14 protein-coding genes are annotated in these 15,658 nt (G+C 60.8%); 8 read left to right on the top strand and 6 right to left on the bottom strand.

The window, feature by feature from the left end; genetic code table 11:
* The first annotated feature begins 3 nt into the window (after positions 1–3).
* Positions 4–897, top strand: a complete 894-nt coding sequence (locus AC07V4_RS23420) for a cation diffusion facilitator family transporter (protein WP_492638219.1) — start codon at positions 4–6, stop codon at positions 895–897.
* Here the strand turns inward: AC07V4_RS23420 and AC07V4_RS23415 are convergent.
* Positions 894–1,958, bottom strand: a complete 1,065-nt coding sequence (locus tag AC07V4_RS23415) for a DUF6515 family protein (protein WP_492638220.1) — start codon at positions 1,956–1,958, stop codon at positions 894–896. The genes AC07V4_RS23420 and AC07V4_RS23415 overlap by 4 nt on opposite strands.
* A 444-nt stretch (positions 1,959–2,402) precedes the next feature.
* Here AC07V4_RS23415 and AC07V4_RS23410 point away from each other — a divergent pair, with 444 nt between their 5' ends.
* Positions 2,403–2,882: an Lrp/AsnC family transcriptional regulator gene (locus AC07V4_RS23410; protein ID WP_003194418.1), complete on the top strand. Its 480-nt coding sequence runs from the start codon at positions 2,403–2,405 to the stop codon at positions 2,880–2,882.
* 193 nt (positions 2,883–3,075) lie between these two features.
* Positions 3,076–3,285, top strand: coding sequence for a DUF2788 domain-containing protein (locus AC07V4_RS23405; protein WP_025999909.1), 210 nt, complete (start codon positions 3,076–3,078; stop codon positions 3,283–3,285).
* Here the strand turns inward: AC07V4_RS23405 and AC07V4_RS23400 are convergent.
* The 4 genes from AC07V4_RS23400 to AC07V4_RS23385 all read right to left on the bottom strand — a co-directional run bounded on the left by AC07V4_RS23400 (position 3,280) and on the right by AC07V4_RS23385 (position 9,747).
* Positions 3,280–3,915 (bottom strand): pseudouridine synthase, encoded by a 636-nt coding sequence (locus AC07V4_RS23400; RefSeq protein ID WP_431753558.1) that lies wholly within the window; start codon positions 3,913–3,915, stop codon positions 3,280–3,282. The genes AC07V4_RS23405 and AC07V4_RS23400 overlap by 6 nt on opposite strands.
* 71 nt (positions 3,916–3,986) lie before the next feature.
* Positions 3,987–5,486 (bottom strand): AMP nucleosidase, encoded by a 1,500-nt coding sequence (gene amn / locus AC07V4_RS23395; protein ID WP_492638221.1) that lies wholly within the window; start codon positions 5,484–5,486, stop codon positions 3,987–3,989.
* Between the two features lie 154 nt (positions 5,487–5,640).
* Positions 5,641–7,296 (bottom strand): acyl-CoA dehydrogenase family protein, encoded by a 1,656-nt coding sequence (locus tag AC07V4_RS23390; protein ID WP_492638222.1) that lies wholly within the window; start codon positions 7,294–7,296, stop codon positions 5,641–5,643.
* Between the two features lie 69 nt (positions 7,297–7,365).
* Complete coding sequence (locus tag AC07V4_RS23385) at positions 7,366–9,747, bottom strand: hybrid sensor histidine kinase/response regulator (RefSeq protein WP_492638223.1); 2,382 nt, start codon at positions 9,745–9,747, stop codon at positions 7,366–7,368.
* A 275-nt stretch (positions 9,748–10,022) separates the two neighbouring features.
* Here AC07V4_RS23385 and AC07V4_RS23380 point away from each other — a divergent pair, with 275 nt between their 5' ends.
* The 4 genes from AC07V4_RS23380 (at position 10,023) to AC07V4_RS23365 (ending at position 13,557) form a co-directional block, all read left to right on the top strand.
* Positions 10,023–10,820 carry a hydroxymethylpyrimidine/phosphomethylpyrimidine kinase gene (locus AC07V4_RS23380; protein ID WP_492638224.1) on the top strand — a complete coding sequence of 266 codons (798 nt, stop codon included), beginning with the start codon at positions 10,023–10,025 and terminating at the stop codon, positions 10,818–10,820.
* A gap of 32 nt (positions 10,821–10,852) precedes the next feature.
* A complete protein-coding gene (gene thiE, locus AC07V4_RS23375; RefSeq protein ID WP_431753563.1) occupies positions 10,853–11,476 on the top strand; it encodes a thiamine phosphate synthase in 624 nt (207 codons plus the stop codon).
* A 17-nt stretch (positions 11,477–11,493) separates the two neighbouring features.
* Complete coding sequence (gene hemL / locus AC07V4_RS23370) at positions 11,494–12,777, top strand: glutamate-1-semialdehyde 2,1-aminomutase (protein WP_492638225.1); 1,284 nt, start codon at positions 11,494–11,496, stop codon at positions 12,775–12,777.
* Between the two features lie 225 nt (positions 12,778–13,002).
* Positions 13,003–13,557, top strand: a complete 555-nt coding sequence (locus AC07V4_RS23365; protein ID WP_123717431.1) for a tetratricopeptide repeat protein — start codon at positions 13,003–13,005, stop codon at positions 13,555–13,557.
* Positions 13,558–13,685: 128 nt separating this feature from the next.
* Here AC07V4_RS23365 and AC07V4_RS23360 read toward each other — a convergent pair whose 3' ends face one another.
* Entirely contained in the window at positions 13,686–14,012 is a 327-nt protein-coding gene (locus AC07V4_RS23360) for a DUF1820 family protein (protein ID WP_003236992.1), read from the bottom strand.
* Positions 14,013–14,143: 131 nt separating this feature from the next.
* Here AC07V4_RS23360 and miaB point away from each other — a divergent pair, with 131 nt between their 5' ends.
* Positions 14,144–15,472, top strand: a complete 1,329-nt coding sequence (miaB, locus tag AC07V4_RS23355; protein ID WP_492638226.1) for a tRNA (N6-isopentenyl adenosine(37)-C2)-methylthiotransferase MiaB — start codon at positions 14,144–14,146, stop codon at positions 15,470–15,472.
* Positions 15,473–15,658: the final 186 nt, after the last annotated feature.

The following is a 15,658-nucleotide window of genomic DNA, read 5'->3' as shown; positions in this document are numbered from 1 at the left end:
TCTATGACCAGCAGTCCCGAACACGCCAGGCTCTTGCGCCTGGCCACCCGTGCCTCGGTGGGCGTGGCCTGTGCGCTGATTATCACCAAGGCCATCGCCTGGTGGCTCAGTGGCTCGGTGAGCATGCTCGCCGGGTTGACCGATTCGCTGCTGGATGGCGTGACCTCGCTGCTGAATTTGCTCGCCGTGCATTACGCACTGCGCCCGGCCGATGACGACCACCGTTATGGGCACGGCAAGGCGGAATCCCTGTCGGGCATGGCCCAGGCGCTGTTTATCGCCGGCAGTGCGGTGTTGATCGCATTCCAGGCGTATCAGCGTTTGCAGCACCCGGAGCCCGTCGGCGCGCCGTGGTTGAGCATTGGCGTGATCATCTTTTCATTGGTGATGACCGTAGCGCTGCTGATGCTGCAACACCGGGTGATCCGCGAAACCGGCTCCAACGCCGTGCGCGCCGATTCACTGCACTACCGCTCGGACTTGATGCTCAACGGCAGCATCCTGGTGGCGCTGGTGCTGGCGGGTTTTGGCTACCATCAAGTCGACGCCTGGTTCGGCCTGGGGATTGCCGCCTACATCTTGTGGAGCGCCATCCAGATCGCCCGGGAAAGTTTTGCGGTATTGATGGACGAGGAACTGCCACCGAACGTGAGCCAACACATGCTGGAGCTGGCCCGTGGTGTACCCGGCGTGCTGGGTGCCCATGACTTGCGCACGCGGATCTCCGGCAGCCACTGGTTTGTGCAACTGCACCTGGAGTTGCCGGGGGAGTTGACGCTGTCTGTGGCTCACGGCATCAGCGACCAGGCTGCCGATGCCATTCACCAAGCCTACCCGCGTGCCGAAGTGCTGGTGCACGCCGACCCGCGGGAAGTGGTCACGGGCAATAAAACCTAATACTGCACCTGGTAGCCGCGACTGGTGAGGCAGTTGCCCTGGGCCTGACGGTAGGTTTGCACCACTGCCGGGTCGGGGGCGTAGGTGACGGTCCTCGGGTCGAACCCGCTTTGTTGCACTGCCCAGCGATAACAGTCGTAGCCGTCTTGTTGCACCTGGGCCGGTGATTGGCCGTTGGCTGGGTAGGCAACCACGTCATAACCATTGCCTTGCGGCGCTGGCTGCGGTGTCGGCACTTGCGTCGGCGGTTGCACCACCACGTACTGCTGAGTGGTACTTTCGTAGGTGTAGTAGGCGCCCGCCGCGAGGAAGAACAACGCACTGCCCACCCACACTTCCCGTGCATAGTCCGGCAGGTATTGCACGCGGATGCCGTACGGCGGCGTCACCACCACATAACGCGGGCCTTGCGGGCGATACCAGTAGCCACCGGAAAAGAAGTAGTCCTGGCCACGGTAGGGCACACGGTAATTACGGTCGGGAAAACGGTCGACGACATAGCCCGGGCGGTATTGCGGGCCTGGGCCCCAGCCGTTGCCATGCCCATCGGGGCGACCCGGCCAGCGGTGGTCATCAGGACGACCATTATTGAAACCGCCACCGGGACGTGGGCCATTGCCCGATTGCCAATGCTGATTGCCATCGTTACGGCGCGGGATGTCCTGATAGTAGCCCTGGCGCGGCTCCTGGGTTTGCCGGACCGTGTCCGGGCGGCCCTGGATCGGCAGGTTGTTCGCCGGCTGCGGCACGGGCCGAGGCGCTTCGACGCCTTGCGGCCGGCCTTGCCATTGCCCACGCCCCTGTTGCTCGGGCCGCTCGAAATGCTCGTTTTGCGGACGAGAGGGGTTGTTCTCGAAATGTTGATTCTGTGGTCGGGGCTGATTGTTTTCCGGACGCGGTTGGTTATTCTGCGGTCGCGACTGTTCGTTGCCTTGTCGTCCGCCCTCCGATCCTCTTTCACGCTGACCACCGCCTTCAGAGCGCGGATCATCTGCCATCACTTGTGCGCTGACGGTGACCATCAGCAAACCTACACCTGCCAAACGCCAGATGCGCTTCATGCTATTCCTCACTACGGATTAGGGCCTGGAGTACCCGGCCTCATAACATGAGACTGGAAAAGCCTCACCCGGTTCTGAGACAGGTTATCAGTCACAAGATCTATTTTTGCAGGTAAAACGCGCAGGCAAAGAAAAAGGGGTGACCCGTCGGCCACCCCTTGAGAATTTCGTCCTGGCTCAACGCTTTTGACGTTGGCTCACCTCACGCCGTCTTGTGGACAGTGTGCAGCCTGGAGGCCGGCTCAACCCTGCTGGGGCGGCGGCCGCAGCGGGCCTGATTGGGCCAACTGCAGTGGACTGTTGTCCAGGCGGTGATTCTGTTGATAACGATACCCGCGAGTGCCCGGCAGATGATTGCGAAGATTGCGTCAATAAACAGTGCTTGCGCAATTTTTAACCCTTCATAGATAATTCACCGCAATAGTTACGACAAAGGCCAACCCAATGAGCAAGCTTGACCGATACGACCTGAGTATTTTGGCGGAATTGCAGCGCGACGCGCGGATCTCCAACCAGGAGTTGGCCGAACGTATCGGCCTGTCGCCGTCGCCCTGCTCACGCCGGGTCAAGCAACTGGAGGATGACGGCTACATCGCCCGCCAAGTCGCCCTGCTCGACCGCAAGATGCTGGGCCTGAGCCTCACGGCCTACGTGCTGATCGGCATGGACCGCCACACACCAGAGCGTTTCGAGAACTTCGAAGCAGCCATCCGCACCCTGCCCCAGGTGCTGGAATGCAGTTTGGTCACCGGGATGGACGCTGACTATCAGTTGAAAGTGGTAGTGCCGGATATGGATCACTATCAGAAGCTGCTGCTGGGCCACCTTACCCGCATTGAAGGCGTGACCAGTGTGCGTTCGAGCTTCGTGCTCAACCAGGTGCTCAACAGCACCGAACTGCCCCTGACTCACCTGCGTACCTGAAATCACTGAAGATCGAATGTGGGAGCTGGCTTGCCTGCGATAGCCTCACCTCGGGGCAACTGAAAGACCGAGTTGCCTGCATCGCAGGCAAGCCAGCTCCCACATTGACCGCGTCGCGATACAGATCAATGTTGTGCCAGTAACGCTGCCTTATACTGCCCGCCTGCCCTGTCGGAAGCCCCCCATGAACAATATCGACCCCGCCCTGTTTGAAGAATGGATGATGACTGGCCTGGTCACCATCCTGATTATTTTCATGGGCTTTATCGTCTGGGACCTGGCGAAAAAGTCCAAAGCCGGCCGCTTTGGCTCGTTCATCCTGTTTTTCGTACTCGGGTTGGGCGTGGCAGCGTTCATCATCAAGAGCGTGGTGATCGGCCTGATCGAATCCGGCGCCTTATAAGCGCGCCGGTACTTCCTTCCACTGACCTTGATCCAGGCCGTCGATCGACCAGTCGCCAATGCGTACCCGCACCAGACGCAAGGTCGGTAACCCAACCGCCGCCGTCATCCGTCGCACTTGGCGGTTGCGCCCTTCACGAATCACCAACTCCAACCAGTACGTCGGTACGCTTTTACGAAAGCGCACCGGTGGGTTACGTGGCCACAATTCGGGCTCATCCAGCAACCGCGCTTCGGCGGGCAAGGTCATGCCGTCGTTAAGCTCCACGCCGTCGCGCAGGCGTTGCAGCAGTTGTTCGGTGGGTTCGCCTTCGACTTGCACCCAGTAGGTTTTTGCCAGCTTGTGCTTGGGGTCGGCAATCCGCGCCTGTAGCTGACCATCGTTGGTCAGCAGCAATAAGCCTTCGCTGTCACGGTCCAGGCGGCCCGCCGGGTAGATGCCGGGGATGTCGATAAAATCCTTGAGGGTCGCGCGCCCGCCTTCGTCGCTGAACTGGGTCAACACGTCGAACGGTTTATTGAACAGGACCAACTTCGGTTCGGCCGGTGGCGCCTTGGCGACACGCCGCGCTGCGGAATACGGAGGTTTCACGCCAGGGCGGCGCGAATCAGGACGGGTGGGACGGGACATGGCAAAGGAACATCTAACGGTCAGGACCGACAATGCTAGTGGCCTGACCGCTAAATGACCATCCCAACCGCTTAGCGGAACGGCGGCTCGTCGAAACTGCGCAGTTTGCGCGAGTGCAGCGAGTTGAGTTCGGTGCGTAGCAAATCCACGGCCTCGATGCCGATCTTCAAGTGCTGGCTGACCGCACGCTCATAAAATGCGTTGGCCGAACCGGGCAGCTTGATCTCACTGTGCAGTGGCTTATCCGATACACACAGCAAGGTGCCGTAAGGCACGCGCAAGCGGTAGCCTTGGGCAGCGATGGTGCCGCTTTCCATGTCCACGGCCACGGCGCGGGACAGATTGATCAGCGGCCGTTCCTGGGCCCAGCGCAGTTCCCAGTTGCGGTCGTCGTAGGTCAGCACGGTGCCAGTACGCAGGCGTTTTTTCAGCTCTTCGCCCTTCTCGCCGGTGACATTCGCCGCCGCCTGCTGAAGCGCCAACTGCACTTCGGCCAAGGCCGGGATCGGAATGTTCGGCGGTACCACGCGGTCGAGAATCCCGTCGCGACGCATATAGGCGTGGGCCAGTACGTAGTCGCCGATAGTCTGGGATTGGCGCAGGCCGCCGCAGTGGCCGATCATCAACCAGCAATGCGGGCGCAGCACGGCCAAGTGATCGGTGATGTTCTTGGCGTTGGACGGGCCGACGCCGATGTTCACCAGGGTCACGCCGTGGCCGTCAGCGGCCTGCAGGTGATAGGCCGGCATCTGGTAGCGGTGCCAGACCACGCCCGCCGCAATGGCCGAGGCTTCGCCGTGGTCCATGCTTTTGTCGATCACCACGTTGCCCGGCAGCACCATGCGGATAAAGCGTGGGTCGCTGCGCAGTTGTTCCAGGCCATGCAGGATGAACTGGTCGACATAGCGATGGTAGTTGGTCAGCAGGATCCACGGCTGCACATGGCGCCAGTCGCTGCCGGTGTAATGCACCAGGCGGCGCAGGGAAAAGTCCACGCGGGCCGCATCGAACAGCGCCAGGGGGAGCGGATCAGTGTTTTCCCAATCGTAGAGGCCATCGGCGATACCGTCGGTGGCCGCGGACAGGTCGGTGCTGGGGAACACACGGGCAAGGGTCGCAGCGGTAACGCCGGAGCCGGCCAGTTCGTCGCCCTGCTCCACCACATAGGGGTATGGAATGTTCTGCTGGCTGACGCCCACTTCCACCGTCACGGTGAAGTCGTGCATCAGCGGCACCAGTTGCTCCAGCAGATACTTACGGAACGCCGCAGGATGGGTGACGGTAACGCTGTAGGTTCCCGGCAACTGGACCTTGGCATAAGCCCGGGTGGTCTGTGGCACTTCACCGTGGCAATGGTAGGTCAGGCGCAATTCAGGGTAACGAAACAGCGCGCGTTGTTCGGCGTCGGGTTCGACGCGGTCCTTGAGGTATTGCTTGAGGGCCTGATTGAGCGCGCCGGTAGCACGCTCATGAAGAGCCGCCAGCCGATCCACGGCTTCTTCAGCGGTTTGAACGACAACAAAAGCTTCGGTCACGGTAAGCATCCTGTGTTCTGACTTGCAGACCTTCATCTTGCCTGTATCCCAGCCTCACTGAAACAACCTGATTGGAATCAGATCAATAATGTGGGAGGGGGCTTGCCCCCGATAGCAGGGGGTCAGTCAACATATCTATTCGCTGACCCGCCGCCATCGGGGGCAAGCCCCCTCCCACATTTGACTGTACTTATTCAGAGGTATTGGGTGTAGACCTTGCGACTATCGCCTCCACATCCAACCCGCGCGGCAAGGTGCCATACACTCGACCGGATGACTCACCCAAGCGGCTGGCAATAAACCCATCACTGACCGCCGCACTCCCCGCCTCCAACAGCAGCTTTGCCTGCAAGCCCACGGCAATATCTTCGGTCAGTTGCCGCGCGCGGTATTGGATATCCTGGGTGTCCATGAACGCGGACTTCAACTGTTCGATATGCCGCGCCAGTTGCTTATCGCCATGACCATCGCCCAGTTCGACAAACAACGCCTCCAGCACGCCCGGCTCTTTGGACAGCGCCCGCAGCACGTCCAGGCATTGCACATTGCCGGAACCTTCCCACGTCGAATTCACCGGTGCCTCACGGTAAAGGCGCGGCAGGATACTGTCCTCGACATACCCGGCACCGCCCATGCACTCGGCGGCTTCGTTGATCATCGCCGGCGCGCGCTTGCAGATCCAATACTTGCCCACCGCCGTCACCAGCCGGGCGAACTTGGCCTCCTGCTCATCATCGAGATGGTCCAATGCCCGCCCCATGCGTAGGCTCAGCGCCAGGGAGGCCTCGCTCTCCAGGGCCAGGTCGGCCAGTACGTTTTGCATCAGCGGCTGTTCACTGAGCACGCGGCCGCCGACCGTGCGATGGGCGCAATGATGGCTGGCCTGGGTCAATGCCTGGCGCATCAAGGCACTGGAGCCGACCATGCAATCGAATCGGGTCATGGCAACCATCTCAATGATCGTCGGCACGCCCCGACCTTCCTCACCGATCATCCAGGCCAGGGCGCCACGAAACTCCACTTCGCTGGAGGCATTGGAGCAGTTACCGAGCTTGTTTTTCAGGCGTTGGATATAGAACTCGTTGCGCGTGTCATCCGGGCGATGCCTTGGCAGCAGGAAACACGTGAGACCCTTGTCGGTCTGGGCCAGGGTCAGGAATGCATCGCACATCGGCGCCGAGCAGAACCACTTGTGCCCAACCAGCTCATAGGCTTGCCCGGGGCCGCCCGCGCCCACCGGATAGGCACGGGTGGTGTTGGCGCGAACATCGGTGCCGCCTTGTTTCTCGGTCATGGCCATGCCGATAGTGGCACCGGCCTTGTGAGCGATGCCGATGTTGCGCGGGTCGTATTGGGTACTGAGGATTTTCGGCAACCAGGTCTGCGCCAGGTCCGGTTGCAGGCGCAGCGCCGGCACACAGGCGAAGGTCATGGTCAGCGGGCAACCGGTGCCGGCTTCGGCCTGGCTGTGCAAGTAGGTCATCGCGGCGCGGGCCACATGGGCGCCGGGCTGCGGATGAGCCCACGGCAACGACGGCAGGCCATGCTCGACGGCGGTGCGCATCAGTTCATGATAAGCCGGGTGAAACTCCACGAGGTCGATGCGATGGCCGTAACGGTCATGACTGCTGAACACCGGCTTGTTCTGGTTCGCCAAGAACCCGGCATCCATCAACGGCCCACCCGCCAGCGCACCGTAGGCATCGATCCGCGCCTGCGCCCAACCCGCACCAAAGCGGCGCGACCAGTCTTGCAGGGGCAAGTCGATGCGGTACAGGTTGGTGCCGTCCAGGGAAGGCGGCTGGTTGGTGACGTCGTGGGTTTCGGCGAACTGATGCAGGTTCATGACGGGCCTCCTGGAATAAAGGCCACGTGAAGTTGGGCCCTGAATTTCAGTTAAGCACCGTCAACCTGCTTAAAAAAGTGGCATACGCGCCGAATGTCCGGCGCTTTCGCCCTCTACCACGCACAACACGCGACGCTCCAACACCGCCTGCAACGCGTCAAAACGCACCGGTTTTGTTAGACGGTCGCTGACACCAACACCGTGACAACGCTCACGCTCCGGTGCCTGCAACGAGGTACTCAGAGCGATCACCGGCAGCTCACCGCATCCCGGCAATGCACGAATCTGACAGCACAACGAGAAACCACCTTCAGGCACATCCAGCAGCACGGCATCGAAGGTTTCGTCTTGCAGGATCGCCAGGGCTGACGGGCCGGAGTCCACGCTTTTCACCCGGTAACCGAGCTTGAGCAACATACCGCGCACCGCCAATTGGCCCACACTGTTGTCGTCCACCAATAACACCGCGCAATCCTGGGGGGCACGCTGACGTTCAGGTGCGGTTTTTACCTCGGGTGGCACGCCGTCGACTTCCATCTCCAACTGGAATCGGCTGCCTTTACGCGGTTCGGAATGATGGGTGAGGCGCCCACCCAGCAGTTCAATCAGTTGTCGGCAAATCGCCAAACCGATACCCAGGCCGCCATATTCTCGGGTCGTCGAGCCATCGAGCTGGAAGAAGCGTTGGTACAGCGTGGCCTCATCAAGGAAGGCAAAGCCGATTCCCGTGTCAGTCACGATAAAGCTCAAGCGTAGGCTGCCATCCGTGTGAGGCACACCTACCACGCGCAGGCGCACGCTGCCTTCGTGGGTGAACTTGAAGGCATTGTCCAGCAGGCAATCCAGGCACTGAGTGAGTTTGCCGGCGTCGCCGATCACGCGGTCCGGCAGCTCATCCGCCACATCAATGGAGAATTCCAGGCGCTTGCTCTGGGCGCTGGCGCTGAATTGCTGGCGCAAGGTATCAAGGGTGCCACGCAGGCTGAATGTCTGGGGTTGGGCGGTAAGACGCCCGGCTTGCAATTCGGTCAGGGTGAGAATGCCGTTGACCATGCGCATCATGTCTCGCGCCGAACCGGCCGCCGTTTGCTGGTACTGCGCCAAGTCGTGGTCCAGCGGCACGGTTTGCATCAGTTCCAGGGAGCCGATCACACCATTCATCGGTGTGCGCAATTCGTGGGTCAAGGTAGCGAGGAATTCATCCTTGAGACGGTTGCTGCGGGCCAGTTGCTGGTTGAGCACCTCAAGCTTCTGACTGGCGTCAAAGAGGATTTTCGCCTGCTGCTCGCGCATGCCATTGATACGGTCCGCCAGCGCCAGGGACAGCAACGCCACCTCGATAGCCGAGCCCAACTGGCTGGCGTACATCGTCAGGAACATATTGGGCAGATAGCCCAGCACCATCATGGTGTTGACCACCCCGCCCAGCAGGAACGCCGACCAGGCAATGATGAAATAACGCGCCATGCGCTGGCCGCAGAACCAGGCCTTGATGGCCGCAACAAAGATGGTCACGGTAAACACCAGCGCCAGAGCGGTCGCCAGGCGCAAGGCCACCGCATAGCTGGTCAGCAGCGCCAGCACCATCACCACCCCACCGCAGGCAGCCAGCGCCAGCAACATCCGGTTGATCCAACGGCTGTGCTGTGCGGTGTGCAGGAAACTGCGCGCAAACAGGCTGCCGAACAGCGCCGCCGAGCCGATCAGAAACGGCACCACCGCATTCGCCCACCACGGGTCGTTCGGCCAGAAATACTCCACGGCCACGCCATTGACCGACAATTGGTACAGGCCGAACGAAGCTATGTAGAGGATGTAATAGAGGTAGCTGGTGTCACGCACGCTCAGGTAGATGAACAGGTTGTAGACCAGCATGCCCAGCAATACACCATAGATGGCCCCGAGCACATACAGGCGCAGTGGCTGCTGTTCCAAATAAGCGGTGCCGGACCAGAGCGTCAGCGGCGCCTGGATCGAGCCCTCGCTTTGTAGCCTCAGGTACACGGTTTCCTTTTGGCCGGGCACGAAGTTGAGCTTGAACAGGTAGTTGCTCTGGCGCACCTCACGGCTGGAAAACGGCAATGCACTGCCGGTGCGGGTGGTCAGCCGGTAGTTGCCAGTGCCGTCGTTCTGGTACAGATCCAGATGATTCAGCGGCGGGTAGGCCAGTTCCAGGAACCAGGTACGGGGTTCTTTGGCGACGTAATGCAGGTCGACTTTGAGCCAGAACACCGAGCGCGAATAGCCGGCATTGAGGGTGGCTTTGTCATGGGTCTTGAATTGGGCGGCGTAAGCGGGGGAGCTGACTTCAGCAATGGTGAGGGCATTAGTGGGGTCTTCGAGCACTTGCATGACCCGGCCCAGCGGCAGGCTTCGAGTCTCCTGATCGAAGTCGACGGCGTTGGCGAGCATCGGCAGCCCGCACAACAATAAGATCAGCAAATAGCGCATAGAGCCCCAGCGTGGCCTGTCCGGTTATGTCAAAAGCCCCCCATTCCTTTTGAGTAGACGTATACCGGCGATACCGTAAGTTGTTTCGATCCACTCTAGCATAGCCGGTAAAGGCCATTAGACACTATTGAAATAATTTTTTGAAAGGCTCTAGAACGCGGCTTTCGGCGATTTTTTAGCCATCAACTGGGTCGCCTCCGAGGGCTTTTCGCGCATGAAATTCCCCCCTCGCCCAACAGCCACGCAAAAAGCGTTTGGTGGTAAGCTCGCGCACCATGAATATCTACAGCTCTCGCCCCGTTGTCCTCTGTCTCTCCGGCCACGACCCCAGTGGTGGCGCCGGCTTGCAGGCAGATATCGAAGCCCTGCTCGCCCAAGGCTGTCATGCGGCCCCGGCCGTCACCGCCCTGACCGTGCAGAACACCGTCAACGTCAGCGATTTCCGCGTGCTCGATCGTGAGTGGGTATTGGCCCAGGCCAATGCCGTGCTCAGCGACTCCGAGGTGGCGGCGGTCAAGCTGGGCATGCTCGGTTCCACCGCGATGGTCGACACGGTGGTCGAACTGCTGCAGGCGCACCCGCACCTACCGGTGGTGTGCGATCCGGTGCTACGCGCGGGCGGCGGCGGCAGCCTGGGCAAGGACGAAGTCGGCTACGCGATGCGCGAGCGGTTGTTGCCGCTGTCGCTGATCGCCACGCCGAACCTGCCTGAAGCACGCATCCTCGCCGAGCTGCCTGATGGTACGGCGGACGAATGCGCAGAGAAGCTTTTGCCCTATATCAAGCACCTGCTGATCACGGGCGGCCATGGCGACGAGCACGAGGTACACAATCGCCTGTACAGCCGCGACGGTACACGCCAGACCTTTACCTGCCAGCGCTTGCCCGGCAGTTATCATGGTTCGGGTTGCACGTTGGCCAGTGCGCTGGCCGGTCGGATCGCCCAGGGCGAAGGCTTGGCCAGCGCCGTGCAATCGGCACTCAACTACACTTGGCGCACCTTGCGTGACGCCGAACAACTCGGCCAGGGCCAGTTCGTGCCGCGCCGGCTGCCGCTGGATTTCTGCTCGTAACTTTCTGTTCTTAAAAGCAAGAGGCCTGCCCGATGAAACTACGTGGCCTGTATGCCATTACCGACAGCCAACTGTTGGCCGGCAAATTCCTCGCCTACGTCGAAGCGGCGTTGGACGGCGGCGTGACCCTGTTGCAATACCGCGACAAAAGCAGCGACGAAGCACGGCGCCTGCGTGAGGCCGAAAAGTTGCGAGAGCTGTGCTCACGCTACAAGACCCAGCTGATTATCAATGATGACGCCGAACTGGCCGCGCGCCTCGGCGTCGGCGTGCACCTGGGCCAGACCGATGGCCCGCTGACGCCAGCCCGTGCGCTGCTCGGTTCCAAGGCCATCATCGGCGCCACCTGCCACAGCCAGATTGAGCTGGCGGAGCAGGCCGCCAAGGAAGGCGCCAGCTATGTCGCTTTTGGTCGTTTCTTCAATTCCAACACCAAGCCCGGCGCACCCGCGGCTACCGTCGACATGCTGGCCCAGGCCCGCACGCGATTGCAGTTGCCGATCTGCGTGATCGGCGGCGTCACCCTGGAAAACGCCGAGCCGCTGGTGGCCCACGGCGCCGACCTGCTCGCCGTGGTGCACGGCCTGTTTGGTGCCGACAGTACCCAGGAAGTCACACGCCGCGCCCGTGCCTTCAACGCCCTTTTCAAGATTTGATTTCAGAGAGCCCAATCATGTCCCGTTCCGAAACGCTGTTTGCCAATGCCCAGAAACACATCCCCGGCGGTGTGAACTCCCCCGTGCGTGCGTTCAAGAGCGTGGGCGGCACGCCGCTGTTCTTCAAGCACGCCGAAGGCGCCTACGTCACCGACGAAGATGACAAGCGCTATGTGGACTACGTCGGCTCCTGGGGCCCGATGATCCTCGGCCATAGCCACCCGGACGTGCTCGACGCGGTGCGCAAGCAACTGGAACACGGCCTGTCTTATGGCGCGCCGACCGCCATGGAAACCGAGATGGCCGATCTGGTGTGCAGCATTGTGCCGTCGATGGAAATGGTGCGCATGGTCAGCTCCGGCACCGAAGCCACCATGAGTGCGATCCGCCTGGCCCGTGGCTTCACCGGCCGCGACAGCATCATCAAGTTCGAAGGCTGCTACCACGGCCACTCCGACAGCCTGCTGGTGAAAGCCGGCTCCGGCCTGTTGACCCAAGGCGTGCCAAGCTCTGCCGGTGTGCCGGCAGCGTTCGCCAAGCACACCCTGACCCTGCCGTTCAACGACATCGCCGCCGTCGAGCAAATGCTCAATGAAGTGGGCCAGGACGTGGCGTGCATCATCGTAGAACCCGTGGCCGGCAACATGAACTGCGTGCCACCGGCGCCTGGCTTCCTTGAAGGCTTGCGCGAGCAGTGCGACAAACACGGCGTGGTGCTGATTTTCGACGAAGTGATGACCGGCTTCCGTGTCGCCCTCGGCGGCGCCCAGGCTTACTATGGTGTTACGCCGGACCTGAGCACTTTCGGCAAGATCATCGGCGGCGGCATGCCGGTGGGTTGCTTCGGTGGCAAACGCGAAATCATGCAACACATCGCACCGCTGGGCCCGGTGTACCAGGCAGGCACCTTGTCGGGTAACCCGTTGGCGATGGCTGCCGGCCTGACCACCCTGCGCCTGATCAGCCGTCCGGGCTTCCATGCCGAGCTGACCGACTACACCACCCGCCTGCTGGACGGCTTGCAACAGCGCGCCGATGCGGCGGGCATCCCGTTTGTCACCACTCAAGCGGGCGGCATGTTCGGCCTGTACTTCAGTGGTGCCGACGATATCGTCACCTTTGATGACGTGATGGGCAGCGATGCCGACCTGTTCAAGCGCTTCTTCCACCTGATGCTGGAAGGCGGTGTGTACCTGGCGCCGAGCGCGTTCGAAGCCGGCTTTACGTCGATCGCCCATGGTGAGGCCGAGTTGAAACTGACGCTGGATGCTGCCGAGCGGGCCTTCGCCGCACTGAAATAACAGCGGCCACGATCAGGCGTCGCCCTGGGCGACGTCTGATTTACTACTTTACCTACAGACTTTTCCTCGTTTTTTCGAGAATCTACCTGCAATCCGGCAGATAACTTGCCCACGCAGCAGAAAATCGAGTAAAGACTTTGTAAGCAGAGGCCTGCTTATTTCATAATGCGCGCTCATTGGACTCCCCGAGGGTCCGCGCGCCCCGTCAGAGGTAAGTCGATTCCCATGAAACGCACCGGCCGCACCCTGGTACTGGGCTGCCTGTTGCTCCTTCAGCCGCTGCTGGCACATGCCCAAGCAGGCGGCAACTCGTTGTTAATCCCAGCGATGGGTCGTTGCACCCTCAATACACAGCCAGACAGCCAGGCCGAAGCCCTGAGCGCGTGCCAGAAACAGGCCGATGGCGGTGATGCGCAGGCGCAATACGAGTTGGGCGAGTACTACCACGACAGCAAGAACCCCGCTCGCGATCTCAACCTGGCCTTGAGCTATTTCGAAAAAGCCTCGCTGCAGGGTCACGCCCAGGCGCAATTCCAGCTGGGCAATATGTTCTTCAAAGGCGAAGGCGTACCGGCCAATAACGTGCAGGCGTATATCGTGCTGAAAATGGCCGCGGTCAACGGCGCCGAAGACGCGCTGGACACCGCCGACGAAGTCGCCGAGCACATGCAGCGCGATGAACTGGAAGTGGCCACCCAAGTGCTGGGCCAGATCTTCCGCAATTACTTGCAGGAACTGCAGAGTGCCGATGGGCGCTCGCCGTTCTCACCCCTGCCCTGACTTCAGCTAAACCCTTCTACCGCTATCGCAGGCAAGCCAGCTCCCACACTTGAACGAACTCCAACTTTGGAATGCCGTCGAATGTGGGAGCTGGCTTGCCTGCGATAGGGTCGACGCGGTCTGAAGCCTTACTTCTCAGGCATCGGCATCGGAAACGGCATGACATTGCTCACGCCCCGCGCCTCGCTGATCTTCGGCGTGCCCAGGCGTTCCACTTCGTCGATGCGCACGATCGAATGCATCGGCACAAAGCTGCGCACTACGCCCTCAAACTGCGCCTTGAGCTTTTCTTCGCCCGGGTCGACGACCAACTGGGTGCGCTCGCCAAAGACGAACTCTTCCACTTCCAGGAAGCCCCACAGATCACTTTGATAGATCTGCTTGGCGTACATCTCGAACACCTGGCCCTGGTTGAGGAAAATCACCTTGTAGATTGGAGCTTCACGTTTGGTCATGGTGGGCGAACAACACATCGGGGATATAAAAGAGGGCGCGAACTATAGCATGGCACCCGATGCACAACGCTAGGAACCAATGGGCATGCCCCCTATAATGCGCGGTTCTTTACCACCAGTTGACGATTCCCATGGCCAAGAAGCTTTACATCGAAACCCACGGTTGCCAGATGAACGAGTACGACAGCTCGCGCATGGTCGATCTGCTGGGCGAACACCAGGCCCTGGAAGTCACTGCCCGCGCCGAAGATGCCGACGTGATCCTGCTCAATACCTGCTCGATCCGCGAGCGGGCCCAGGACCGTGTGTACTCCCAGCTAGGCCGCTGGCGCGAATTGAAACTGGCCAACCCGGAGATGGTGATCGCCGTCGGCGGTTGCGTGGCCAGCCAGGAAGGTGCCGCGATCCGCGACCGCGCACCGTATGTCGACGTGGTGTTCGGCCCGCAGACCCTGCACCGCCTGCCGGAAATGATCGACGCTGCCCGCGTTACCAAGCTGCCGCAGGTAGACGTCTCGTTCCCCGAAATCGAAAAATTCGACCACTTGCCAGAGCCACGTATCGACGGGCCAAGTGCCTATGTGTCGGTGATGGAAGGCTGCAGCAAATACTGCACCTTCTGCGTGGTGCCCTACACCCGTGGCGAAGAAGTCAGCCGGCCGTTTGACGACGTACTGTCGGAAATCATCCACTTGGCCGAAAACGGCGTGCGCGAAGTGACCCTGCTCGGCCAGAACGTCAACGGCTATCGCGGCCAGACCCACGACGGGCGCCTGGCCGACCTGGCGGAGCTGATCCGCGTGGTGGCTGCGGTGGACGGCATTGAGCGCATCCGCTACACCACGTCCCATCCGCTGGAGTTCTCCGACAGCCTGATCCAGGCTCACGCCGAAGTGCCGGAACTGGTCAAGCATCTGCACTTGCCAGTGCAATCGGGTTCGGACCGTATTCTGTCGGCGATGAAGCGCAACCACACCGCCCTGGAATACAAATCCAAACTGCGCAAACTACGTGCGGCGGTGCCGGGCATCTGCATCAGTTCGGACTTTATCGTCGGTTTCCCCGGCGAGACCGAAAAAGACTTCGAGCAGACCATGAAGCTGATCGAAGACGTCGGTTTCGACTTCTCCTACTCGTTCGTCTACAGCCAGCGCCCTGGCACTCCGGCCGCCGACTTGGCGGATGACACCCCGGAAGCGCTGAAAAAAGAACGTTTGAACATGCTGCAGCACCGACTGAACCAGCAAGGCTTCGAGATCAGCCGACAAATGGTCGGTTCGATCCAGCGCATCCTGGTCACCGACTACTCGAAAAAAGACCCGGGCGAGCTGCAGGGCCGTACCGAGAACAACCGAATCGTCAACTTCCGCTGCGACAATCCAACCCTGATCGGCCAGTTCGCCGACGTGCACATCGATGCGGCGCAACCGCACTCGTTGCGCGGGTCATTGATCAACTGATCTTGTTGACCTGATGAAGATCAAAATGTGGGAGCGGGCTTGCTCGCGAATGCGGTGGATCAGTCAACATACCTGCTGCTGACACACCGCCTTCGCGAGCAAGCCCGCTCCCACATGAGAATCGTGCAACATTCCAATGACGTAAGTGCTTTCGTACCCGCGCCACTGGCGTTATCCTCTATTTCA

This window comes from Pseudomonas sp. GW821-FHT03A09, from assembly GCF_059421065.1.
Note: the sequence above shows the minus strand (reverse complement) of the source record. Positions and strands in the feature narration are given on the sequence as shown.